Source organism: Pontibacter anaerobius (assembly GCF_026241195.1).
Lineage (GTDB): Bacteria > Bacteroidota > Bacteroidia > Cytophagales > Hymenobacteraceae > Pontibacter > Pontibacter anaerobius.
In genome coordinates this window covers 1-24,441 of the sequence record NZ_JAPFQO010000015.1, presented here as the reverse complement: position 1 = coordinate 24,441, position 24,441 = coordinate 1, and the positions used below count along the sequence as shown (strand labels likewise).

The following is a 24,441-nucleotide window of genomic DNA, read 5'->3' as shown; positions in this document are numbered from 1 at the left end:
GGCTCTCACATCTATATTTCAAGAGCCTTGTGCTTAGGCCTCGATTTCGGCGAGCGTAGGGTAGGTGATGTACCCCTCAGGGCCGGGCGTATAGAACTTGTCCTGCTCCGGTTGCTGCAGCTCCGCATCCTGCGCAAAGCGCTCCGGCAGATCCGGGTTGGCAATAAACGGTACCCCGAAGGCCACCATGTCAGCATCGCCTTCCGCTATCACCTTGTTACCGCTTTCTTGTGTAAAGCCAGCGTTAATGATCAGGTTGCCTTTATACATCGGGCGGTAGCGCTTGGCAATTTCAGATTCCGCGTGCGGCACATCGTTTACATCGTTAAACGGCTCCGACAGGTGCAGGTAGGCCAAGTTATACTTGTTCAAGTGCTCGATGATGTAGTCGAAGGTCGGTATGGTGTCCTCGTTAAGGGTCATGCCGAAAATGCCGTGCAGGCTTGGGTTTAGGCGCACGCCGATCTTTTCCTCCGGTACTACCTCTTTAATCGCATCCAGCACCTCAAAAAGTATGCGTGCACGGTTCTCGATAGAGCCGCCATACGCATCAGTGCGGGTGTTGGAGGTAGAAGCGAAGAACTGGTGCAGCAGGTAACCGTTAGAGGCGTGTACTTCCACTCCGTCAAAACTGGCATCGATGGCATTTTTAGCAGCGTTTTTGAAATCCTGCACAATCTGCTCTATTTCCGGGATAGTCAGCGCACGTGGCGTTTCGGTGTCTTTAAAGCCTTCCGGGGTATAGGACTTCTCGTTCGGGTTGATGGCGGATGGCGCCACCGCAGGCTCTCCGTTATGGAAGTCAGGGTGCGAGATACGGCCCACGTGCCAAAGCTGCAGGAAGATTTTGCCGCCCTCGTCGTGCACGGCCTTGGTGATCTTTTTCCAGCCGTCTACCTGCTCCTGGCTGTAGATTCCGGGCGTGTTAATGTAGCCCACGGCCTGCTTTGATATCTGGGAACCCTCCGAAATGATAAGGCCTGCGCCAGCGCGCTGTGCATAGTAGGTGGCCATGATGTCGTTCGGCACGTTGCCTTCGTTAGCGGCGCGGCTGCGCGTCATGGGTGCCATAATTACCCGGTTCTTCAGTTCCAGGTCGTGTAGTTTTATCGGTTTTAAAAGCGGTTGTGCCATATCAATTTAAAAATTAAAGCATTGTAAAGTTAAAATTGGGTAGACATGTATGTGTGGCTTAGTATGATTGCCAGATACTGTTTTATGCAATCTTTGTAGCAAAAAAGAATACTTTTGAAGTATATACATTACTTGTCTATACAAATATATGATCAAAAAAATACTACCCGCGTAGTTTGTCGAGTAGGTTGCTTACTAAAACGGCTTCCTCCTGCGAAAGGTTATGAAAGCGTTCCATCAGGCTCGGGAACATGGCATCTACCTCCTGCAGCTTTTTAAGGCCGGTTTCGGTAATACGCACCTCAATCATGCGGCGGTTGGTCTGACAGATGTCGCGGGTAACGTAGCCTTTTTCAATCAGTTTATCGATGAGGCGGGTAACGTTGGAGTTGCGGTCCACCATGCGGTTCTGGATATCGCCGAAGCACACTGGCTCCGGGTGCTGCCCCCGAAGTATGGCCAGCACGTTGTGCTGCTGCAGCGTAAGCCCCAATCCTTTGAAGAACGGTATCAGTTGCTGGTTCAGCCAGTTGTTGGTAAACAACAGGTTAGCCATCAAGCGACGGTAATCGTCTTTAAACTCCTTCTGGTGTATTTCGTCTTCTATCCGCATGGGCCTACAAAGGTACGAAAGATATTTGTATATACAAAATTTGTAAGAGTAAGGTTGCGATCGGGCGTTTGTGCGTTTAAAATTTCACAAGTATTGTCGCCCTTACTGGAAGAATAAGAGCCAGGGAATGATGAACCCACCCCTAAAGCGACGCTCGCTACCTTCGAACTCGCGTTCTCGGTAGTCCAGAGGAGGGGAGTTTCACCTCTCCCCAGCCCTCTCCTTTTCTCGAGGGCCCCTACCCCCAAAACAGGAGAGTGAGATTTCGGCAGACGATTGTCATCCCCCTGCCCCCTTCAAAGGGGGACTTGGTTCAAGCTCCGTCAGCGGTGGCTATCGAAACCAATCCCAGTCCTTGGGTTGAGCGCCTTTGGAGTTTTTAGGTCCCGAAGGGATTGCAAAGCGACAGCGAGCAAAGAAAAGCTCCCAGCGCGATGCCCTTATCGAGGGCCCCTACCCCCAGGACGAGCCCTTCCGGGCTGGAGGGAGCCAAGGCCAGAGATGAAACGATAGGCAATTAAGATTGAGGATGAACGGCAGAAAGAGGGGATAGCTTGTGTCCAGTTGAAGGAAGCGGCGGCTAAAGTATAAATGGACAGGTATAAAGTATAGCCAAAGTATAAGTATGGCTCTGCAAGCCAGTTGAGTTGCAAACGCAACACCATTGTAGGACACAAGTCTGAAGACTTGCGCCAGAAGGGGTCAGACCAGAAAAGTATATCCCTGAGGATCAACAGCAGCCACTACACCATTAAAAAAGAAAGGCTGCCATACTTGGCAGCCTTCTTATCTAATCAATTTCGGATTACGCTTCTACAGCAGCCTCTTTCTTCTCTGCTTTATAAAGCAAGGTAGAGCAGTTGGTTTTGCGCAGCACCTCCTGGGCACAGCGCTGTATATCGTCTGGTGTAACGGCCTGTACTTTCTCGCCTTCCTGGTTGATGAGGTTGGCATCGCCGAGGAGTTTGCTGTAGGCCAGGTTCATAGCGCGGTTCAGCAGCTCTATCTCGGAGAACACGATGCTGGTTTCGGCCTGGTTCTTTACCTTGTTTAGCTCCTCCTCATCTACACGGTTATCAATCAGCTCCTGCACAATGGCCTCCACGGCAGCGTTTGCCTCCTGCAGGTCCACGCCCTCGTTCAGCTTACCCTGGATGATGAGCAGGCCCGGCTCCACGCTTCCGGTTACGGAGGCGGCGATGGAGTTGAATAGCTTCTGCTCTTTCACCAGCCGCTCGTAGAGACGACTCGATTTGCCCCGGCCCAGAATATCGCTGATCAGGTCTACGGCGTGGTAGTCGGGGTGCTGGCGGCCCGGCATGTGGTAGGCTTTGTAGAGGGCGCTGAGCGGTACATCAGAACTTGCCTCCAGCACGCGCTCTTCTGCCTGCCGCGGCTCCTCCTTCAGCTGGCGCTCATACTTCTCACCGGCAGGTATCGGGCCAAACCATTTTTCCGTCAGCTCCTTTGCATGCTCAAAAGTCACGTTGCCGGCCACTACAAGTATGGCGTTGCTCGGGGAGTAATGCTTGCGGAAAAAGGCCTTCACAATGTCCATCGTGGCATCCTCGATATGCGCGATCTCCTTGCCAATGGTAGCCCATTTATAGGAGTGCTCCTTGTAAGCCAGCGGGCGCAGCTTCAGCCACACATCACCGTAGGGCTGGTTCAGGTAATTCTGCTTAAACTCCTCTACCACCACCTTGCGCTGCACTTCCAGGCCGTGGTCGCTAAAGGCCAGTTCAAGCATGCGGTCCGACTCCAGCCAAAAGCCCGTTTCCAGGTTCTGGGCAGGCACCGAGAGGTAGTAGTTCGTGATATCGGGGCTGGTAAAGGCGTTGTTCTCGCCGCCTACGCGCTGCAAGGGTTCATCATACACCGGTATGTTCCTGGAGCCACTGAACATCAAATGCTCGAACAGGTGCGCAAAGCCGGTGTGGGCCTCCTCCTCATCGCGCGAACCCACATCATACAGCACGTTCAGTACCGCCATCGGCGAAGTATGATCCTCATGCACGATCACGCGCAGGCCGTTGTCGAGGGTAAATTCTTTAAACTCTATCATTGCTCTCTCTTCTGGTTTTATAGTGCTCGGTACACAGGGCGCCAAACTGTCGCAAAACAGCAAATCTATACTTTATACTATGTCTTTGCTTGCAGGCTTTACAGCTTTTCTGTAGCTTTTGCACGCCAACTGTGCCTTGCCATTTGGCGCTTGTGTAAGATCAACTAAACAAAAGTATAAATTAATGGCATACATTTCTGGAGCCCTGCCATTACTTTAACCCAAAAACTATAACGAGGTTTTCTTAAAAGAGATGAACTATAACCGCAAAGAGTATTCTGAGGAAGAACTGATAAAGCTGTACCGTGCCATTCTGAAGCCGCGCATGATCGAGGAGCGCATGCTGGTGCTGTTGCGCCAGGGCCGCGTAACCAAGTGGTTCTCCGGCATCGGGCAGGAGGCGATCTCGGTGGGCTCGGCCATGGCGCTGGATGAGGACGAGTACATTCTGCCGCTGCACCGCAACCTGGGCGTTTTCACGAGCCGCGAGGTGCCGCTGGACCGCCTTTTTGCGCAGTTTCAGGGCAAGACCCACGGCTTTACAAAAGGCCGCGACCGCTCTTTCCACTTCGGTACCAACGAGCACCACATTGTAGGCATGATCTCGCACCTGGGGCCGCAGCTGGCCGTGGCCGACGGTATTGCCCTGGCCGACCTGCTGGAGAACAAGGAGAAGGTAACGCTGGTGTTCAGTGGCGACGGCGGCGCATCGGAGGGTGATTTCCATGAGGCGCTGAACGTGGCCGCGGTGTGGGGCCTGCCGGTCATCTTTATGATCGAGAACAATGGGTATGGGCTTTCCACGCCAAGCAATGAGCAGTTTAAGTTTAGGCACTTTATCGATAAAGGTCCGGCCTATGGCATCGATGCCCTGCAGATAGACGGCAACAACATACTGGAAGTATACGACACCGTGCGCCAGGCGGCGGCTAGCATCCGCAAGAACCCGCGCCCGATGCTCATCGAGGCCATCACCTTCAGGATGCGCGGCCACGAGGAGGCCAGTGGCACCAAGTATGTGCCGCAGGAGCTGTTCGAGAAGTGGGCTAAGAAAGACCCTGTGGAGAACTTCGAGAAGTACCTGCTGGATGAGCTGGTGCTGACGCAGAAGGCCATGGAAAGTATAAAAGAGGAGCTGAAGGAGGAGATTGAGCAGGGGCTGCAGACCGCCTTTGCCGAGCCGATGCCGACAGCCAGCCGTGAGCAGGAACTGGAGGATATGTACAAACCTTTCTCTCAGGAAGTGATACAGCCAGCCTCCGATGCCAAATCCGAGCGTCGCTTCGTGGACGCCATCTCAGACGGGCTTCGCCAAAGTATGGAGCGGTACCCGGAGCTGGTGCTGATGGGCCAGGACATTGCCGAGTACGGCGGAGTGTTCAAGATCACGGAGGGTTTTGTGGATAAGTTCGGCAAAGACAGAGTGCGCAACACGCCGCTTTGCGAGTCGGCTATTCTGGGCATTGGCCTGGGCATGTCGGTACGCGGGCAGAAGAGTATGGTGGAGATGCAGTTTGCCGATTTCGTAAGCGCCGGCTTCAGCCAGATCGTAAATAACCTGGCCAAGAGCCATTACCGCTGGGGCCAGAACGCCGATGTGGTGGTGCGTATGCCAACAGGTGCGGGCACAGCTGCCGGCCCGTTCCACTCGCAGAGCAACGAGGCCTGGTTCTTCCACACGCCGGGCTTAAAAATAGTATACCCGTCCTCACCCTACGATGCCAAAGGCTTGCTAAACGCTGCCATCGAGGATCCCAACCCGGTGATGTACTTTGAGCACAAACTGCTCTACCGCTCCATCTCGCAGGAAATTCCGGATGATTATTATACTGTGGAGATCGGTAAGGCGAAAACGGTGGCTGAAGGATCAGACCTGACCATTATCACCTACGGCATGGGCGTACACTGGGCCAAGCAGCTGCAGCAGGAGCTAGGGGATGCAAGTATAGAGATCCTGGACCTGCGCTCGCTGCTACCATGGGACAAGGATGCCGTGCGTGCCGCCGTGGAGAAAACAGGCCGTGTGATTATACTTCATGAGGATACCATGACCGGAGGCATAGGCGGGGAGATTGCCGCCTGGATAAGCGAGCACTGCTTCGAGCTGCTGGATGCGCCGGTGGCCCGCGTGGCCAGCCTGGATACCGCCGTGCCGTTTGCGCCGCCGCTGGAGCAGGAGTTTTTGCCGAAGCAGCGCCTGCGCGAGAAGGTGGAAGCTATGCTGAATTACTAAAAGGCGCCGAAGCAGCACAGCCTATACTTTGGTTGTATGCTGTGTTTTGCTTTTGTGTTTAAGCTATTTATAATAAAATTAAAATCATATATTTGCATCATGCGTTTATTCCGCCCATACCTTTTTATGCTGCTGTGCCTGTTCCTGCTTGCCGGGGCGGGGTGCCAGCGCAAAGGAATTCCTTGCCCCAAGCCTACCAGCAAGCGCACAGTAAAAGTACAGGGGCCAAACTCGCAGGGCCTGGAGGCCATTAAGGTGAAGAGGGATAAAAACGGACGGGTAAAGAAGGGACGCGTGTTGGGCCTGTTTTAGAAAACCAGTTTAAACAGAATCAGTATAAAACCATGATGAAGGTGCGTGTTGCTGAATCTTGCTGCCGGACAGCGTATAAGTATGGCTTGGGCCTGCTGCTGTTTTTCCTGTTGGGTACCCTGCCCGGATATGGCCAGGTAAGCTATGAGGCGTTGGCTAAGCATGAGCAGCAGCTACGGAAATCGTTGAAAGATGCCGAAAAGGTAGACAGCAAGTACAAAGACACCCACCTGAACACCGATGCTTATACTTTTAAGAAAGGGGCCGCCGGCCGAAAGCGCGTAAAGCGGGATGACGGCTCCAGGTTGCACTTCAACGTAAACGGGGATCCGGCCAGGAAATTTAAGCTCTTTAAGAAAAGAAAGTATAAGCCCCGGAGCGAGAAAAGAAAATCAAACTAAGAAGAGAAAGGACTTTATAATATGAATTGGCACCCGCTAACCAGCGTTGATCAGTTGGAAGAGATCATGGATGAATCGAAGAACACGCCGGTAGTTATTTTTAAGCACAGTACCGCCTGCTCCATCAGTTCTACCGCCAAAAGCCGCCTGGAGCGCCAGTGGGCCGGCGCCGGCATCGACCATGTAAAGCCCTACTACCTCGACCTGATAAGCTACAGGCCTGTTTCCAACGAAGTGGCAGAGCTGCTGCAGGTAAGGCACCAGTCGCCGCAGCTGCTGTTGGTGCAGGATGGCGTTTGTACCTATGATGCCTCACACCTCGGTATCAGCGTAGACGCGCTTAAAAAGCAGGTGGCGGCATAGCGGCTTATACTTTGGCCGCCCTATTTTCCGTATAAAGTACCACAACGATTCTGGCGCTGTAGTAGTAAGTAGGAAAAGTTCGGAAACGGCTTTTACGCATACTTTTAAGGTGTTGGCGGCAGGTGATCTTAAGTTTGAAATACGCGTAAAGTTGAGTACTTTTATACAACCTGAAATGCACTGGCCTGTGATAAGATTCTTGACATGTATACTTGTGGCAGCGCTTCTGGCAGCCACCCCAGCCGTTGCCCAAACGGAGGAAGACGAAAGCTTTGAGCAAGAGACGAGCTACGGCATCAACTTCAACTCCAACGGTGGCCTGATCGGAGGGGCCTTTCTGCGTTTCTCCTATTACATGAACGAGCGCATGTACCAGTTTGGCGGCGTGGAGGTAGTGGAGGTAAAACACCCCAAGGAAGAGCGCTACCTGAACTATGTGGGCGAGCCGTTTGTGTACGGCAAGAAGAATTACTTTTTTGTGGTGAGGCCGCATTATGGCCGCGAGCTGGTGCTGTTCCGCAAGGCAGCTGAGTCTGGGGTGCAGGTAAATGCCCTGGGCGCCGTTGGCCCTTCTATTGGCCTGCTCGTGCCTTACTACATAGACTACAGCTACGACGGTACCACCAACGATGTGCGCACCGTGCCTTACGACGAGAACATCCACACCAACACAGACTATATCCTGGGCAGCGATACCGTTTTCCGGGGCTTGGGGCAGACAAAGGTTAAGCCGGGCTTGCACGCCAAGGCCGGCCTTAGCTTTGAGTATGGCCGCTACCGCGAAAGTATAGCAGGTATAGAGGTGGGTGTGGCAGTGGAGTACTTCCCGAGTGAGCCGGTTATCATTCCGTTGGCCGAGAACAACAATACGTTCACCTCAGTGTACCTGAACCTGTACTACGGTAGCAGAAAGTAAAATCCCCCGAACATTTATTGGTGCCGGTTTGTTAGAGAGGCATACCTTGCCATGGCCACATTTTTGGTCTATGGTTAAACTCTTAAGCCATAACTTCCTATCTTTGCCCCATGGATGAAATGATGACACTTCCGGTTATTCAGCCTAACGCCAAGCCCGAGGGACTTAACGCGTTGGGCCAGCCCCGCAAGCCAAACTGGCTGCGTGTAAAACTGCCGGTTGGGAAGGAGTATGCCAAAGTAAGAAACATTGTAGACGAATATAAACTGCACACCATCTGCGAGAGCGGCAACTGCCCAAACATGGGCGAGTGCTGGGGTGCAGGCACTGCTACGTTCATGATCTTAGGTAACGTGTGTACCCGCAGCTGCTCTTTCTGCGCTGTGGCTACCGGCCGCCCCAACGAGTATGATGAAGATGAGCCACGCCGCGTAGCCGAGGCCATACAACTGATGGGCGTAAAGCACGCTGTGATCACATCGGTAAACCGCGATGAGCTGAAAGACCGTGGCGCTGCCATCTGGCACGAAACGGTAAAGCAGGTGAAACTGATGTCGCCGACCACAACCATTGAGACCCTAATCCCTGATGTGAAGGGTACCTGGGATGCCCTGATCACGATGATCTCGCCAGGCCAGGAGGTGGTGTCGCACAACATGGAGACGGTGAAGGAGCTGTATCGTCGTGTGCGCCCGCAGGCAAAGTATGACCGCTCGCTGGAGCAGATACGCCGCACCAAGGAGTACGGGCAGCGCACCAAAACAGGCATTATGCTCGGCCTGGGCGAAACTCGCGAGCAGGTGTATCAGGCTATGGACGACCTCGCTGCCAACGGCTGCGACATCCTGACACTGGGCCAGTATCTGCAGCCAACCAAAATGCACCTGGAGGTAGCCGAGTTTATCCACCCGGACCTGTTCGACCATTACCGTGAGGAAGGGTTGAGACGGGGTATAAAATATGTTGAGTCCGGTCCTTTAGTAAGATCCTCATATCATGCTGAGCGTCATGTAAACGTTTAGCCGCATAACACTAAACAAAAAAAGCCCCTGTTGCGCCTAGGCGCAACAGGGGCTTTTTTTGTTGGTCTATAAGCTGACTCTGTAAAATTGTAATTATCTCATATTTTAATAAAAATATTTAAATATATTTGATAATACTGTTGTTAAATGTAATTTTAACGGCTGATTACTGCTAATATGCCTATGTAAACAACTTTACTTTTTCTCTTCGCAATAGAATTTTTGCACTGCTTGCCCCCTCTTTCTTCATGTCGAGAGAATAAAGGTTTCCATGCCTATGGGATACTTTTATGCAAAATAAATTCTATGATTATAATAAGAATTTATTGTCTTAACTGTAACTATTTCTGGCATACCAAGTAAAAGAGTGGAAGATAGATATAGCCCTATCTATAAATATGTAAGTGACGTTATATACAGTTATTTCTAATATTATGATTAAACATCTACTGCTGACCTTTCTTTTACTGACTGGCAGTATCACCCTTAGCCTGGCAAGTGAGCATGAAATAGAGCTTGGGCGGGCAACTACCTTCTCGGCGCTGGCCAACAAGAAGATTGTAGCCAAAGGGCCTGGAATTACTCAGATCGATGGCAACATTGGTATTAGTCCGGGCAGAACCATAGAAGGCGAGCCATACCTGGATGTGCTCGGCCGGAAGGAACGCAACACGGAGTTGGCGCAAGCAGGCATGCAGTACGCAAATGCCGTTTATGATAAATTGCTTAACCTGCCGGATTATGTTAATCATGCTCCCGCAATAGGTAATAACAACTCCTTAACCCCTGGTGTCTACAGGTTCAACGCCAACACCGTCTTAAACGGCAACCTTCGTCTTGATGGTCAGGGGAGCATCAACTCTCAGTTTATATTCCTGATAGAGGGCGACTTCACCTCCAACAGCGGCAGTATCCAGTTCTCGGACATGGGTGCTTCCGCAAAAAATGTTTACTGGATCATAACAGGCAATGCCACCATCGGGGCCGGTAGCTCTTTTCAAGGTAATATCATTGCCGCCGGAGACATCACCTTTCATAACAGGGCTGCGTTGGTAGGCCGTGCCATTTCACTCGGGGGTACTATTTACTTCGATGAGAACTCTACGGCCATGCCTATCATCATACAAACTAACCTGGAGGTAGAGAAGGATGTGGAGTACAAGGATGTGACGCTGGGAGCCAAGGTAACCTATACCATAAAAGCCACCAACAAAGGTTTGGGCAATGCCATGCATGTAGTGGTAAAAGAGCAGATACCGGCAGGGCTTAAGTTTGTAAGGTTTATCTCGGCCACCAAAGGCACTTACAACGAAGAGACCCACCAATGGCTTGTTGGCGATATGGCGGTAGGGCCGACAGAAACGCTGAAGCTGGAATTTGAGATAGTAGGAACAGGTAACATCAAAAACAAAGTAGTCATTATAGGGGATAACCCCGACCCGGAGCCCATTGATGACGAGGATGAAGCCGAAGTTGTACTTCCCGACCTGGGCGTAACCAAGCAACTGCTTAACCCGAAGGAGTCATACTTTGTAGGCGACTTCGTGGACTATAAGATTACACTTACCAACTATGCTGACAAAGCTGAGGAAGATGTGTATGTAAGAGAGAAACTGCCTGAGGGGCTGCAGTTCGTGAGCTATACAGCCAGTGCAGGAACATACAACCACGAGGCCGGTGTGTTCTATGTACCATCGCTCCCTGGCAACTCAACCATAACCCTTACCATCAGAGCCAGACTTGTAAAGGCCGGCGCGATCAGCAACGTTGTCAGTATCATCGCAAAAGACATTGAGCCCGAAGATCCGAATAACCCAGGTGATCCAAATAACCCTGGCAACCCAACAGATCCGGGCGACTATGAAGACTCTGACCCTGATAACGACGAAGATGTTGTTACCATACCGGAGGTGAAATGTAACCCGGAACTGGCGGTGGCCATCAGCGAAGCACCAACTACTGTGTGCGCCAGCGCTACCAGCCTGACCTTTAAGGCAGCATCAGAGGTAATTGGCGGCACTTATACCTGGACACTACCTCAAGGCTGGAGTTTTGCCGAGGGTACTGACCGTAACAGCAGCCAGGTAACGGTGCATGCTAGCGCTACCAGCGGCAGCAAAACGGTGAAAGTTACAGTAACCGACCAGTGCGGCAAAACAGCAAGCGCAGAAGTAGCAGTTAATGTAACCGGTGCCCCTAAAGCGCCAGCCATAAACGGCCTTGCGCAAGTATGTTTCAACAGCGAGGGCATGACTCTGGAGGCAGGCGAGTCTGAAGAGGAACTGACCTATGAGTGGTCTGTAGATACCAACCTGGAAATAGTTGGAGACATTACCGGAGCCAGCGTAGTAGTTAAGCCAAAGAATGGCAGCCTGCTGGGCGGCAAAGTAACCCTGAAAACTACAAACAGCTGCGGCTTCAGCAGCACCAGCGTAAAAGTGCTGGCCGTAACGCCAGCCCTGAAAGCTCCGACAGCCATTAACGGAGAGGTTAAGGTATGCGAGGACAAGCAAGTAACCTTCAGCACACCGGCAGTAACCGGTGCCACCAGTTATACCTGGGCATTCCCTTCTGATTGGAAAGTAGTAGGTGCTGCAAACGGAAGAGAAGTAACCGTAACAGTTGGCAAAGAAAGTGGGGCTATCAGTGTGGTAGCTAACGGCGAGTGCGGTAGCAGCGAAGCCTTCAGCAAAGAAGTGGAGGTGAACGAGCCGCCAACCATCGAAAACTTCGCCTTGAACGGAGATGGCGAGGCTTGCCAGAATGAAACACTTGTATTTACTGCAACCGAAGTGCCGGGAGCTACTTATAATTTCGCTGCCGGAGGTGGTGTGCAGATTATTTCGAAAACAGGCAACAAAGTAACCGTTAAAGCAGGTGCTTCTAATGGTACCGTGTCTGTTACAATAACTGACTTCTGCGGCAACGAACTGACTGTAACTAAAAGCGTGGTGGTTACGCCGATGCTGGCTACGCCAACTATCTCGGGTACAGACAAAGTATGCCAGAACAGCACAGGCAATGTATATACAGCGCCAGCTTATGAGGGTACAGTAACTTATAAGTGGACAGCCAACGGCGGCCTGACCATTACCTCCGGAGCGAACGCTTCTACAGTAGAGGTAAGTGCCGGTGCTAGCGGTGGCACCCTGACACTGGAGGTGACGAACGGCTGCTTTACAGTGAAGGCTTCTAAAGTAATTGGTATCAACCCGGTGCCTAACGCTCCGGCAAGTATAACCGGCGATGCAACAGTATGTGCCGGAACAGAGCAGACCTACACAGCCGCTGCAGTAACTGGTGCTACCTCTTACACCTGGAGCTTCCCTTCATCAGACTGGACAGTAGTATCCGGGGGAGACAGCAGAACAGTAACGGTAACAGTTGGCAGCACAAGCGGAAACGTAACGGTGAAGGCTAACAACGCATGCGGTCGCAGCGTGCAGGCAGCTTCCCTGGCAGTAGTTGTGAGCGATGTGCTGACAGCCCCAGCCATCAGCGGCAGCAACGGTGCTTGCGTAGGCACGAACCTGACTTATACTATACCGGCAGTAGCCGGAGCCACCGGGTATGAGTGGAATGTGCCGGAAACCTGGGCCATCGTATCAGGGCAGAATACTACTTCCATTGTAGTAAAAGTTGGAGAAAAGGGCGGTAACATGAAAGTAGCCGTGAGAAATGAGTGCGGCCTTGGTGAGGAAGCCGTGAAAGCAGTAGCACCTGTATTAGCCCCTGCCGCTCCGGTTATCACAGGCAACAACGATGTGTGCGAGAACACGCCACAGCTAACTTACACCATCTCTAACCCTGAGGGAGGCGCCACCTATACCTGGGCGCTGCCAGAAGGCTGGAGCTTCGAGGGAGGCAACACCGGCACAAGCGTAATAGTGAATGCAGGAACAACGGCCGGAGCTATAAAAGTAGTAGCCGAGAACAGCTGCGACACTTCAGAGGGTACTTTGGAGATTGAGATCTTCACGCCTCCGGTAACGCCAGGGCTGATTACCGACAACAGCAACGTATGCGACGGACTGGTGTTCACCATAGAGCCTGTGGCCGGAGCAAACGATTACACCTGGACGGTAAGCAACGGGTTCACCATCACATCTGGTCAGGGTACTACAACCATCACTGTTAAAGCCGACAGAGTTGATGCCCAGGGAACGGTAACGGTAGTTGCCAATAACGGCCCGTGCAGCAGTATGGAAGCCATGGGTAACATTGATGCCTCTAAAGCCGACGGTAACCTGAATTTCCCGAAAGCCTTCAGCCCGAACGGCGATGGCAAGAACGACAACTGGCACATTAAGAACCTGGAGAAATTCCCGAACAACGAGATAACCATTTTCAACCGCTGGGGATCTGAGGTGTTCAAAACAAAGAACTACCAGAACAACTGGTCTGGTAAAGGATTGGAGCAAGGTACTTACTTCTACAAAGTAAGGGTAACGTTATGTGACGGCGTAGTGAAAGAGTTTACCGGGTATACGACCATATTCCGCTAGACTGAGGCTTAAAAATTAGTAATTCCAAAGACAATGAGAATATATTACCTATTGCTGGCCCTGTTGCTTACCACGGCCGCAAGCGCTCAGCAAAATCCGCAGTACTCACAGTATATTTTTAACAGCATGTCCATCAACCCGGCTTACACGGGTAGCAAAAACGTGTTGAACATAAACGCGTTTCACCGCTCCCAGTGGACGGGCGTGGAAGGGTCGCCAAGCACGCAGTCGTTGGCAGTGGACGGGGTGATGGCCAGTGACAAGCTAGGCCTTGGCCTGAACCTGACGCGGGATGAACTAGGTGCCCACAGCACCACCAGCGCCTACGCCAACGTTGCCGTGAAGCTGCAGGTGAGCGAGAATGCCATCTTCAGCCTGGGCCTGGCGCCCGGCCTGGTGCAGCATACCGTGGATGGCAGCAAGTTCGGCATCGAAGATGACCCAACTATACCGACGGGCAAAGAGACAAGTATAAAGCCGGACGTGAAGATCGGTGCCTACTTCCATACCCGCAGTTTCTATGCTGGCTTCTCAGGTACGGACTTGCTGCAGTTTAAGGACATGGACCAGGTGGAGCCGGAGCGCCATTACTTCTTTACAGCAGGCTATGTGTTTGATGTAAGCCGTTTCGTGAAGCTGAAGCCAAGCCTGTTGGTGAAGGAGGACTTCCATGCACCTACAAGTATGGATGTGAACGCCTTTATACTTCTGGCAGATCGCCTGTGGCTGGGTAGCTCTTACCGCACAAGTATGAATGTTTTCAACGATGCTGAGATGGGCGATGTGGAAAAACGCACGGCCGTAGCCTTTATAGGCGAGCTGCAGGTAATGAAGCAGCTGCGTGTGGGTTACTCCTACGACAAAATGCTGAATGGATATAGCAACCAGAGCACCCACGAGGTATCGGTTGGCTACTACTTCTTCCGTAAGAAAGAGACCAAAATGCTGACGCCGCAGTACTTTTAATCGAAAAGCGCTTACTATATGAACTTCAAGAATATACCCTTTTACTTAATAACTGCCGCCGTGCTGGGTTTTACGCCTGTGGCACAGGGCCAGTCTTCGCTGCGCAAGGCAGATAAACTTTACGATAACTACGAGTTTGCGCTGGCTTTGCCCTTGTACAAGGAAGCCATACTAAAACGCAAGCCCGAACTGCCAACCGTGGAGCGCATTGCCACGGCTTATCGCCTGACGCGCCAGAACCGGGAGGCGGAAGTATGGTACGGTAAGGTTGTCTCCATGCCGGGTCGCCCGCCGATGAACCTATACTATTACGCGGAGGCGCTGCGCAGCAACGGTAAGTACATTGAGGCGAAGGAGCAGTACATGCAGTGGGGAGAGGAGATGCCGGAGTATGCCGAGCGCGCCCAGCAACTGATGGAGGCTACAGACAAATCCATACGCCTGATGAAGCAGCCTGCCGTGGCAGAAGTTACCCAGCTAACCACCCTGAACGCAGCCGGCGCCTCAGACTTTAGCCCGATGATGTACGGTAGCAACGGTATCATTTTTACCTCTGACCGCGGTGTGCGAAAAGACGGGAAAGATGCCAAAGTTTACGGTTGGACAGGCCGCCCGTACCTGCAGCTGTTCGTAGCGCAGGAAGTAGGAGAGGGTACTTACGGTAGCCCGCAGCCACTGCAGGAGGTAGTTAACGCTGACTACCACAACGCCACAGCCTCTGCCGCCAAAGATGGGGGCAAGTTATACTTTACACGTACCAAAATGGTGCCTGCGCTGAGTAACGTAAACGCAGACCCCACCAGTTGGGCAGAAAAGAATGAAAACCAGAACCTGGTAAACCGCCTGGAGATATATGCTGCAGAGAAAAAGGGCGGCGCCTGGAGCAACATTGAGCCATTCGTCTATAACAAAGTGGAAGAGTACTCTGTTGGGCATCCGGCTGTTTCGGCAGACGGGCAGGTGCTATACTTTGTGTCTGACATGCCGGGTGGTTTCGGCGACACGGATATTTACTACAGCACGCGTCAGCCGAACGGTGGCTGGAGTGAGCCTGTAAACGCAGGCGCAGTGGTGAACACGAGCGGCCGCGAGAGCTTCCCGTACGTGGATGCCAACGGCAAACTATACTTTGCCTCTGAGGGGCACCCGGGCATGGGCGGCATGGACATTTTCTCTGCGGAGGGCGGGCTTGGCAACTGGCGCGATGTGAAAAACCTGGGTTACCCGATCAACACACCACAAAACGACTACGGCATCATGTTCACAGAGCCGGGAGTGCGTGGCCTTTTGTCCTCTAACCGTGACTCGCAGAACGGCACCGAAGACATTTACGCCTTTAAGGTGCTGCAGAAGCCGGTGGTACTGGCCATTACAACCCTGGGCCGTTATCAGAACAATAAGAAAAAAACTGTGCAGGAGCCACTGCCACAGACCAGAATCATGATAAGCCAAAAGAACTCAAAAGATTCTACAGTGGTTATTACAGATGAGAAGGCACAGAGTTATGCAGACGCCCGCGCAGGCAACGCTTATACTTTTACAGGCTCTAAGATCGGCTTCCTGAAAATGGAGTCTGCCATAGAGGTGCCGACCACTGCCTCTGATACCGTGCAGGTGGCGCTCATATTCGATAAGAACGAGGTGGAGAAAGCCATTGTGCTGGAAAACATCTACTACGACCTGGATAAAGCAGACATTCGCCCTGACGCGGCCAAAGAACTGGACAAACTGGTGACGCTGCTGAAGAACAACCCAAGCGTAGAGATTGAGATGGGTTCGCATACAGACAGTCGCGAAAGCCATCAGTATAACCAGCAGCTGTCTGAAAGAAGAGCGCAGGCCGCCGTGGATTACCTGGTGTCGAAAGGCATTGAGCGAAACCGCCTGACAGCAAAAGGTTACGGTAAAACAAGGTTAGTAAACAAGTGTGCTGACGGTGTGGAATGCCCTGAGGCGGAGCACCAGAAAAACCGCCGCACCGAGTTTATGATCAAGAAGAACTAAAACAGATTTAAATTCTCATTAGCTTTCATAGTTTGGAAAGGCTCTGTGGTTTCTGCGGAGCCTTTTATCTTTTCAGGGGCAGGGGCGTTGCGCCGATGCAGGGAAAATCCGGAACTTGTGAAGCCGGCAAGTATAAACCTTAAGCCGCGTTGCCCGTTTTCTGATTGTTCATCCACCTTACCTATGCACGCATTTCGCTATACTTATACTTTCCTTTTCTTTTTACTGATGATGTTGCCGCAGGTACTGCAGGCGCAGGAACTGTACAGTGGCCATGTGCTGAGTGCCCAGACGGAGCAGCCGCTACAGGGCGTAACCGTTACCGCCAGCTCGGGGGAGCAGGGCATCAGCAACGAAAACGGCTACTTTAGCCTGGCCACAGCCACTGCACCTGCCCGGCTTGTCTTCAGTTACATCGGTTACAAAACAGAGATCATAACAAACCCGGGTGCCGGGCAAGAACTGCGGGTGCTGCTGCAACCAGGCGCAGCCAGCCTGCAGGAGGTGGTGATTACCGGCTACGAAACCAACCGGCCGCTGCTGCAAACAGCGGGTGCGGTAAGTATAATTGAGCGGGAGGTGATCGAACGCTTCGACGAAAGCTCTATCGTGCGGGCTGTGAACACGGTGCCGGGTGTGCGGATGGAGGAGCGGGCGCCGTCCAGCTACCGCATTTCGATTCGCGGCAGTTCATTGCGTTCGCCCTACGGCATCCGTAATGTGAAGCTATACTATGATGGCATTCCGTTTACAGAGGCCAACGGCACCACGGCGCTGAATTTGATGGATGCGGCCAACATCGGAAGTATAGAGGTGCTGAAGGGGCCAACCGGAAGCATCTACGGTGCCGGCACAGGCGGAACCGTACTGCTGGAGCCGCGGCGTGCAGCAGACGGAGAGCAATCGTTGGAGGTGGGGGCGATGACAGGATCTTTTGGCTTAAGGCGCTACACGGCCACGGCCCGGGTAGGAGGGGAGAAAAGCAGTATCTTGGTGCAGTACGCGCGGCAGGAGTACGACGGCCACCGGCAGCAGTCGGCGGTAGACCGCGAGGTGCTGCTGCTGAGCTCTGAGTTCAAACCGTCAGACAAGCGTACCATCTCTGCCAATCTTGTTTACTCCGATTTATACTATGAGCTACCCGGTGGGCTGACGCAGGAGCAGTATGAGCAAGACCCAAGCCAGGCCCGCGGCGGCATGTTCGGGAGTGTGGCTCAGAACGCCTCCATGAACCAGGAAGGGGTGAATGTGGGGCTGAAGCAGGCGTATCGGTTTAGCGAGCAATTCCGAAACACCACCTCTGTGTATGGACTGCACCGTTTCAGAAATCATCCGTTTAACACAGACTATGAACGCAACACCAACCAGGAAATGGGCGGCCGCACCAGCTTTGCCTATGATGCGCAACTCGGAAGTATAGGCACTACCGTTACAGCAGGCGGGGAATTTCAGCGTGGATTCGAAGCGGCTCGCACCTACGATAACAACGGCGGCACCCCCGGCGACCTGCGCACGGATGATGAAGTGGTGGCTAAATCTGGATTCGCCTTTGCCCAGGCCGAGTTCGAGCTACCTGCCGATTTTATTGCCACCGCCGCACTAAGCCTGAACGACACCAGGTATGAAATAACGCGCCTGCACCAGGCCGGCAGCGGCAGTTACAGGTATAACCGCGATTTTGAGTCTGTGCTGTCGCCGCGCGTGGCCCTGCTCAAGCAGCTGACGGAGGAGGTAAGTATACATGCCAGCGTGAGCTCCGGCTTCTCGCCACCCACCGAAGAGGAGATTTTGACCTCAGACGGGCAGCTGAATGAGGAACTGGAAGCGGAGAAAGGCACTAACTACGAGGCAGGCGTGCGGGGCTTTGGCCTGAACGGCAGGCTGAGTTTTGATCTGGTGGCCTACTACTTTAGGTTGAAAGAAACCATTGTGAGCCGGCAGGATGTGTCGAGTGTGGCCGTGTTCCGCAACGTGGGCAGCACCAACCAGAAAGGCATCGAGACAAGTATAGGGTATACTTTGGTGGATGAGCCGACGCAGCAGCTGAGCTTGCTGAAAGTATGGACGAGCTATACCTTCAGCCATTTCCGCTTTGACGAGTACCAGCAAGATGAGAACGATTACTCCGGGAATGAGCTGACAGGCGTGGCGCCGCATACCGCCACAGCAGGACTGGATCTTAACACCCGCTTCGGCTTATACCTGCACCTGACGGCCAATTACTCCGACGAGGTCCCGCTAAACGACGAGAACACCATTTATGCTGATAACTATTTAGTAGCCGGAGCCAGGTTGGGTGTAAAAAAACGCCTGGGGCAGCACTTCGGGTTGGAAGTCTTTAGCGGTGTGGATAATGTCACGGATAAAAAGTATAGCTTGGGCAACGACCTTAATGCCTTCGGCGGTCGTTTCTTTCAGCCTGCGCCGGGCCGCAACTACTACGGCGGCCTCAGCCTGAAGTATACTTTATAGGTAACTAGCGGCTCCTGGCCAGGGTGGGCGGAAACTCTGACATGATATCGGCCACAACCAAACTAATTCGCTCCATGTCCTGAGAGGTTGGGTTAATACCCGCCTCAGCAAAACCGCGCCACAGCAGCTGGTTAGTGCTTGGGTCGATAAGGTCGATGACAAGTGTGCCGGCAGGGAAGCTCTGGATTGGTCTGTAATTTGTTATCCCGGCGGTGTTGTAGCGGAAGCGGTAGCCGAACCAGTAGCTGTAGCCGTAGCCAAAGCCTTCCGGGAAAGTATAATCAGAAGTAGGTGCCTGGCTTGCATCTACTGCCAGGTCGTATGCCACCAACAAACCGGGGTTCTGCACCTCGGGGCGCAGCCCGTCTTTCACCAACTCACTAGCAACCGCTTCTTTCACGCGCTGGTCCAGCAGCAGGTTAAACTGTGGGCCTGCCCCTCCTGCCACAGGCTTAGGAACCTCCGCACGGTACCAGTTAAACGTCTGGAACTTGGTAAAATCAACCGTAGGATCATAGGCATACTGCCTGTTTGCCTGCGGAATGCGGGAGCAACTGGCAAGCGTCAAAAACAGCAGGAGTAATGAGGTGTAGAGGTTGCCTGTTTTCTTCATAGTTCAAATTGTTTCAGGTGGTGTAGTATAAACGCTCTGCTAAGAGCTTTCTGATATAGTTATACTTGCTAAAAGTATAGTAATGTAAATATATACATAATTTATTAGATGTGAACACACCTGGTCGTGCCGATGTTTTAAAATCCCTGTTAGTTTGTACGGAGGTAGTATGGCGGGATAAAAAGACGGCAAGCAGGAGAGAGCCAGCCGAGATAAACAAAAAAGCCTGACCGATGCGGCCAGGCTTTTGAAGTATAAATCGGGGTGTGGTTAGCCGATGGCTACCATCTCATTTCCGTTCTCGTTGTAGGCCTCGATCGGGGCGCAGGAGCAAACCAGGTTACGGTCGCCGTACGCGCTGTCGATGCGGCTAACAGTTGGCCATACTTTGTTATCGCGCAGGTAAGCCATTGGGAACACGGCTTTCTCACGAGAGTAAGGGCGGTCCCAGTTCTCTACCATCACCACCTTAACCGTATGTGGGGCATTCTTCAGCACGTTGTTCTTCTGGTCAGCCTTGCCAGTTTCGATCTCGCGGATCTCCTCACGGATCGAGATCATCACATCACAGAATCTGTCCAGTTCTTCCTGCGGCTCAGACTCCGTTGGCTCTACCATCAGCGTGCCAGCAACTGGGAACGATACCGTAGGTGCATGGAAACCGTAATCCATCAGACGCTTCGCAATGTCCTCTACCTCTACACCGGCTTTCTTGAACTCACGGCAATCCAGGATCATCTCGTGAGCGCAACGGCCATTCTTGCCAACGTAAAGCACAGGGTAGTGCTTCTCCAGGCGAGCCTTAATGTAGTTGGCGTTCAAGATAGCTACCTTAGTAGCCTCAGTCAAACCTTCACCACCCATCATGGCAATGTAAGCATAAGAGATCGGCAGGATAGAGGCAGAACCCCAAGGCGCAGCAGACACAGCATGAATAGCTTTGTCGCCGTTTATCTTTCTAACCGCATGGCCTGGCAGGAACGGAGCCAGGTCTTTTACCACACCGATTGGACCCATGCCAGGGCCACCGCCACCGTGAGGGATGCAGAAGGTCTTGTGTAAATTTAGGTGGCAAACGTCGGCACCGATGTGCGCTGGGGAAGTCAGGCCTACCTGGGCGTTCATGTTGGCACCGTCCATGTACACGCGGCCGCCATTGTCATGTATAACCTGGCAGATCTCGATGATGCTCTCCTCGTACACACCGTGGGTAGATGGGTAAGTTACCATCAGGCAAGACAGTTCATTCTTATACTGCTCAGCTTTGGCGCGCAGGTCAGCTACGTCAATGTTACCCTTCTCATCGCACTTCACGATCACCACTTTCATGCCGGCCATAACCGCAGAGGCAGGGTTTGTACCGTGAGCAGAAGAAGGAATCAGGGCGATGTTGCGGTGATGATCACCACGGGACTCATGGTAGGCACGGATCACCATCAGACCGGCGTACTCACCTTGTGCACCAGAGTTTGGCTGCAGCGACACCGCATCGAAGCGAGTCACCTCGCACAGCCAAGCCTCCAGGTCAGCAAAAATCTGCTCATAACCTTTGGTCTGGTCGGCAGGGGCGAAGGGGTGCAGCTGTCCGATCTCAGGCCAGGTTACCGGGATCATCTCTGCCGTAGCGTTCAGTTTCATGGTGCAAGAGCCAAGCGGGATCATGGAGTGAACCAGGGAAATATCCTTGTTCTCCAGGTGCTTCATGTAGCGCAGCATCTCGTGCTCGGAGTGGTGCCTGTTAAACACTTCCTGCTTCAGGTACTCGCTCTTTCGGATAAGGCTGTCTGCCCAGGTGATCTCGGTTTCTTCCGGAAGCTCGTTTATACTTAACACATCCGCCGACTTGCCAGCCACTTTCGCGAACACGGCAAGTATATCCTTCACATCCTGCAGGTCGGTGTTTTGGTTAAGGGAGATAGCAATGTTCGTATCCCCAAGGTACAGGAAGTTAATGCCGGCAGCCTCAGCCTCTGTGCGGATAGCCTGCTGCATATCGGTACTTTCTACCGCTATCTTCAGCGTATCGAAATACTGCTCGTTCTGCTGCTCAAAGCCCAATGCCTTCAGGCCTTTCTCTAGCTGCTGCGCCAGGGCGTGCGTATTCAGGCCGATATACTTCAGGCGGCGTGGGCCGTGGTACACAGCATACATACCGGCAATTACAGCCAGCAGTACCTGTGCCGTACAGATGTTAGAGGTTGCTTTCTCGCGGCGGATATGCTGCTCGCGCGTCTGCAGGGCCATGCGGTACGCTCTGTTTCCTTCCGCATCTACAGAGATACCAATGATACGGCCAGGAATCACGCGCTTGAAAGCCTCCTTAGTAGCAAAGTAGCCCGCATGCGGACCGCCGAAGCCCATCGGTACGCCAAAGCGCTGTGTGGTTCCTACCACGGCGTCAGCACCCATCTCGCCCGGAGGCGTCAGCAGCGTCAGCGAAAGTATGTCGGCAGCAACAGCCACCAGCATCTCCTGCTCGTGCGCCTTGGCTATAAAGTCGGTATAATCAAAAATGGCACCGTCGGCAGCAGGGTACTGCACCAAGGCACCAAATAAAGTCTCGTCAGAGAAGTCTGCTTCGCGATGGTCGCCGATAACCAGCTCGATGCCGATAGGGGTGGCACGCGAAGAAAGGATATCGATGGTTTGCGGCAATACCTGGTTCGACACAAAGAAGCGGTTGGCATTTTTGCGCGAGCCTTTACGCTGGGCATAGAACATACCCATGGCCTCAGCAGCGGCAGTGCCCTCATCCAGCAGCGATGCGTTAGCGATCTCCATTCCTGTCAGGTCCATCACCATGGTCTGGTAATTGATCAGCGCCTCTAGTCGGCCCTGGGCAATCTCAGCCTGGTAAGGAGTATAGGCAGTGTACCAACCCGGGTTCTCCATAATGTTACGAAGTATAACCGGCGGCATAATGGTATCGTTGTATCCAAGCCCGATATACGACTTGTATACTTTGTTCTGCTTGGCGATCTGCGAGAACTTGTTCAGGAAGTCTCTCTCAGAAAGTGCGGCAGGCAGGTTGAGCGGCTTCTTCAGTCGGATGGCGGCTGGTACAGTCTCCTCAATCAGTTGATCCAGTGTGTCTACGCCAATGGTGCGCAGCATGTCCTGCATTTGCTCTTTATCGGGGCCGTTGTGGCGCTCCTTAAACACATCAGCAGGTTTTGTTTTAAAAATCATAACGATGCTATATTAGTCTGGAATTTTTTGGGTTTTCAGCTCCTTCGGAAGCCAGCCTTTCGGCAGTTCCTAACTCTTGCTACAAAAGTAGTAATACTTTATTATATTGAAGCATCAAAGCTAAATAGTTAAGGGCGCACGGGTGCGTATAATAACCTGAAGTATAAGCGCCAGCACGGACTTTTGTTCATCTGTTCCAACATAAAAAAAGCAGCAACAATTCAACTTCCTAACCTTATGCATAAACTGAAGATCGGCATCATTAAAGAAGGTAAAGTCCCGGTGGATAAGCGCGTGCCGCTCACCCCAAAAAAGTGCGTGGAGGCGATGCAGGAATTTCCGGGGATGGAGATTGTGGTGCAGCCAAGCGATGTGCGCTGTTTTACCGATGCCGAGTACCAGGAGCTCAACATTCCGCTGCAGCAGGACCTGGCCGATTGCGATGTGCTGATGGGGGTGAAGGAGGTGCCGATAGAGCAGCTGGTTCCGGACAAGACATACTTCTTCTTCTCCCATACTATAAAGAGGCAGCCGCACAACGCCAAACTGCTCCGCGCCATACTTGACAAGCACATCACGCTGATAGATTATGAAACGCTGAAGACGCCGGAGGGGCAGCGGGTGGTGGCCTTTGGCCGATACGCAGGTATAGTGGGTGCTTACAACGGTATACTTACCTACGGCAAAAAACACAGGCTCTTCGACCTGAAGCCAGCCTACCTGTGCCACGAGATGGAGGACATGCAGGAGGAGTACTTTAAGGTAAAGCTGCCGCCGATAAAAATCGCCATTACCGGGGGAGGCCGTGTGGCAGGCGGTGCCATGGAGGTGCTCGATAAGATGGGAATAAAGAAAGTGAGCGTCTTCGATTACCTCTACAAGCAGTTCACCGAGCCGGTTTACGCCCAGCTGCATTCCGGCGACTACAATGCCCGCCCTGATGTGGAAGTATGGGACTCGCCAGATTTCTACGCCAACCCACACTTATATAAGAGTACATTCCGGAAGTTTACCCGCGTAACCGACCTGCTCCTGGCCTGCGCCTACTGGGACCCGCACGCCCCGAAGCTGTTCACCGAGGAAGATACCCGAAAGCCGGATTTTAAAATAGACACCATCGCCGACATTACATGCGACGTGAATGGCTCCATACCTACCACCAAACGGGCCACCACCATAGAGGAGCCGGCTTATGATTATAACCCAACTGCCGGAGAACTGGAGCCGCCATACTCACAGCCCGATAACATCACGGTGATGGCGGTAGACAACCTGCCTTGCGAACTTCCCAGAAATGCTTCCCGCGACTTTGGCCGCCACCTTATAGATAATGTGTTCCCCCAATTCTTTAACAATGATAAAGGGGAGATGCTGGCGCGTGGCACCATTGCCAAAGACGGTAAGCTAACGCAACGCTATAGTTACTTGGAAGACTACGCCAACAGTGCCACAAATAATAAGGAGAAGCAGGAGGCGGTATAGTATAGAATACTGTAGTGCAATCACAAGTATAAAGAAAGCCCCAGCCCCAGTAAGGCCGGGGCTTTCTTGTTAAAGCTAGGGCGGGGGAGTTGGGGCAACCGGAGCTTTTATGATAGCCCTGCAGAGCAAAAGGCGAAGCCCTGAAAACATT

The 24,441-nt window shown here is 52.6% G+C and carries 16 protein-coding genes; 11 read left to right on the top strand and 5 right to left on the bottom strand.

The window, feature by feature from the left end:
• Positions 1–33: 33 nt before the first annotated feature.
• From OO017_RS18920 to OO017_RS18910, 3 genes are all read right to left on the bottom strand, one after another.
• Entirely contained in the window at positions 34–1,134 is a 1,101-nt protein-coding gene (locus OO017_RS18920) for an alkene reductase (protein ID WP_266054272.1), read from the bottom strand.
• Positions 1,135–1,297: 163 nt separating this feature from the next.
• Positions 1,298–1,747, bottom strand: coding sequence for a MarR family winged helix-turn-helix transcriptional regulator (locus OO017_RS18915; RefSeq protein WP_266054271.1), 450 nt, complete (start codon positions 1,745–1,747; stop codon positions 1,298–1,300).
• An 805-nt stretch (positions 1,748–2,552) separates the two neighbouring features.
• Positions 2,553–3,812 carry a M16 family metallopeptidase gene (locus OO017_RS18910; protein WP_266054270.1) on the bottom strand — a complete coding sequence of 420 codons (1,260 nt, stop codon included), beginning with the start codon at positions 3,810–3,812 and terminating at the stop codon, positions 2,553–2,555.
• Between the two features lie 253 nt (positions 3,813–4,065).
• Here OO017_RS18910 and OO017_RS18905 point away from each other — a divergent pair, with 253 nt between their 5' ends.
• From OO017_RS18905 to OO017_RS18860, 10 genes are all read left to right on the top strand, one after another.
• Entirely contained in the window at positions 4,066–6,045 is a 1,980-nt protein-coding gene (locus OO017_RS18905) for an alpha-ketoacid dehydrogenase subunit alpha/beta (RefSeq protein WP_266054269.1), read from the top strand.
• Between the two features lie 99 nt (positions 6,046–6,144).
• Positions 6,145–6,357, top strand: coding sequence for a hypothetical protein (locus OO017_RS18900; protein WP_266054268.1), 213 nt, complete (start codon positions 6,145–6,147; stop codon positions 6,355–6,357).
• 32 nt (positions 6,358–6,389) lie between these two features.
• On the top strand, positions 6,390–6,758 hold the full coding sequence (locus OO017_RS18895) for a hypothetical protein (RefSeq protein WP_266054267.1): 369 nt from the start codon (positions 6,390–6,392) through the stop codon (positions 6,756–6,758).
• Positions 6,759–6,779: 21 nt separating this feature from the next.
• Positions 6,780–7,121 carry a bacillithiol system redox-active protein YtxJ gene (gene ytxJ / locus OO017_RS18890; RefSeq protein ID WP_266054266.1) on the top strand — a complete coding sequence of 114 codons (342 nt, stop codon included), beginning with the start codon at positions 6,780–6,782 and terminating at the stop codon, positions 7,119–7,121.
• A gap of 214 nt (positions 7,122–7,335) precedes the next feature.
• On the top strand, positions 7,336–8,037 hold the full coding sequence (locus tag OO017_RS18885) for a hypothetical protein (RefSeq protein WP_266054265.1): 702 nt from the start codon (positions 7,336–7,338) through the stop codon (positions 8,035–8,037).
• A gap of 119 nt (positions 8,038–8,156) precedes the next feature.
• The gene (gene lipA / locus OO017_RS18880) at positions 8,157–9,059 is read left to right on the top strand and encodes a lipoyl synthase (RefSeq protein ID WP_266054335.1); all 903 of its coding nucleotides are present in this window, start codon (positions 8,157–8,159) and stop codon (positions 9,057–9,059) included.
• 434 nt (positions 9,060–9,493) lie between these two features.
• Positions 9,494–13,564 (top strand): PKD-like domain-containing protein, encoded by a 4,071-nt coding sequence (locus OO017_RS18875; RefSeq protein ID WP_266054264.1) that lies wholly within the window; start codon positions 9,494–9,496, stop codon positions 13,562–13,564.
• Positions 13,565–13,597: 33 nt separating this feature from the next.
• Complete coding sequence (locus tag OO017_RS18870) at positions 13,598–14,530, top strand: PorP/SprF family type IX secretion system membrane protein (protein WP_266054263.1); 933 nt, start codon at positions 13,598–13,600, stop codon at positions 14,528–14,530.
• 18 nt (positions 14,531–14,548) lie between these two features.
• Positions 14,549–16,534 carry an OmpA family protein gene (locus OO017_RS18865; RefSeq protein ID WP_266054262.1) on the top strand — a complete coding sequence of 662 codons (1,986 nt, stop codon included), beginning with the start codon at positions 14,549–14,551 and terminating at the stop codon, positions 16,532–16,534.
• Positions 16,535–16,717: 183 nt separating this feature from the next.
• Positions 16,718–19,006, top strand: coding sequence for a TonB-dependent receptor (locus OO017_RS18860; RefSeq protein ID WP_266054261.1), 2,289 nt, complete (start codon positions 16,718–16,720; stop codon positions 19,004–19,006).
• Positions 19,007–19,010: 4 nt separating this feature from the next.
• Here the strand turns inward: OO017_RS18860 and OO017_RS18855 are convergent, their stop codons facing one another.
• Both OO017_RS18855 and gcvP read right to left on the bottom strand, forming a co-directional pair.
• A complete protein-coding gene (locus OO017_RS18855; RefSeq protein ID WP_266054260.1) occupies positions 19,011–19,619 on the bottom strand; it encodes a DUF4136 domain-containing protein in 609 nt (202 codons plus the stop codon).
• A 270-nt stretch (positions 19,620–19,889) separates the two neighbouring features.
• Positions 19,890–22,808: an aminomethyl-transferring glycine dehydrogenase gene (gene gcvP / locus OO017_RS18850; RefSeq protein ID WP_266054259.1), complete on the bottom strand. Its 2,919-nt coding sequence runs from the start codon at positions 22,806–22,808 to the stop codon at positions 19,890–19,892.
• A gap of 237 nt (positions 22,809–23,045) precedes the next feature.
• On the opposite strand from gcvP, the gene OO017_RS18845 reads away from it, so the two are divergent.
• Positions 23,046–24,290: an NAD(P)-dependent oxidoreductase gene (locus OO017_RS18845; RefSeq protein WP_266054258.1), complete on the top strand. Its 1,245-nt coding sequence runs from the start codon at positions 23,046–23,048 to the stop codon at positions 24,288–24,290.
• Positions 24,291–24,441: the final 151 nt, after the last annotated feature.

Coding starts and splice junctions, on each gene's coding strand:
- lipA (WP_266054335.1), top strand. CDS start 8,157: ATGATGACACTTCCGGTTATTCAGCCTAACGCCAAGCCCGAGGGACTT.
- OO017_RS18875 (WP_266054264.1), top strand. CDS start 9,494: ATGATTAAACATCTACTGCTGACCTTTCTTTTACTGACTGGCAGTATC.
- OO017_RS18860 (WP_266054261.1), top strand. CDS start 16,718: ATGCACGCATTTCGCTATACTTATACTTTCCTTTTCTTTTTACTGATG.
- OO017_RS18870 (WP_266054263.1), top strand. CDS start 13,598: ATGAGAATATATTACCTATTGCTGGCCCTGTTGCTTACCACGGCCGCA.
- OO017_RS18900 (WP_266054268.1), top strand. CDS start 6,145: ATGCGTTTATTCCGCCCATACCTTTTTATGCTGCTGTGCCTGTTCCTG.
- ytxJ (WP_266054266.1), top strand. CDS start 6,780: ATGAATTGGCACCCGCTAACCAGCGTTGATCAGTTGGAAGAGATCATG.
- OO017_RS18865 (WP_266054262.1), top strand. CDS start 14,549: ATGAACTTCAAGAATATACCCTTTTACTTAATAACTGCCGCCGTGCTG.
- OO017_RS18915 (WP_266054271.1), bottom strand. CDS start 1,747: ATGCGGATAGAAGACGAAATACACCAGAAGGAGTTTAAAGACGATTAC.
- OO017_RS18845 (WP_266054258.1), top strand. CDS start 23,046: ATGCATAAACTGAAGATCGGCATCATTAAAGAAGGTAAAGTCCCGGTG.
- OO017_RS18895 (WP_266054267.1), top strand. CDS start 6,390: ATGATGAAGGTGCGTGTTGCTGAATCTTGCTGCCGGACAGCGTATAAG.
- OO017_RS18855 (WP_266054260.1), bottom strand. CDS start 19,619: ATGAAGAAAACAGGCAACCTCTACACCTCATTACTCCTGCTGTTTTTG.
- OO017_RS18920 (WP_266054272.1), bottom strand. CDS start 1,134: ATGGCACAACCGCTTTTAAAACCGATAAAACTACACGACCTGGAACTG.
- OO017_RS18910 (WP_266054270.1), bottom strand. CDS start 3,812: ATGATAGAGTTTAAAGAATTTACCCTCGACAACGGCCTGCGCGTGATC.
- OO017_RS18905 (WP_266054269.1), top strand. CDS start 4,066: ATGAACTATAACCGCAAAGAGTATTCTGAGGAAGAACTGATAAAGCTG.
- gcvP (WP_266054259.1), bottom strand. CDS start 22,808: ATGATTTTTAAAACAAAACCTGCTGATGTGTTTAAGGAGCGCCACAAC.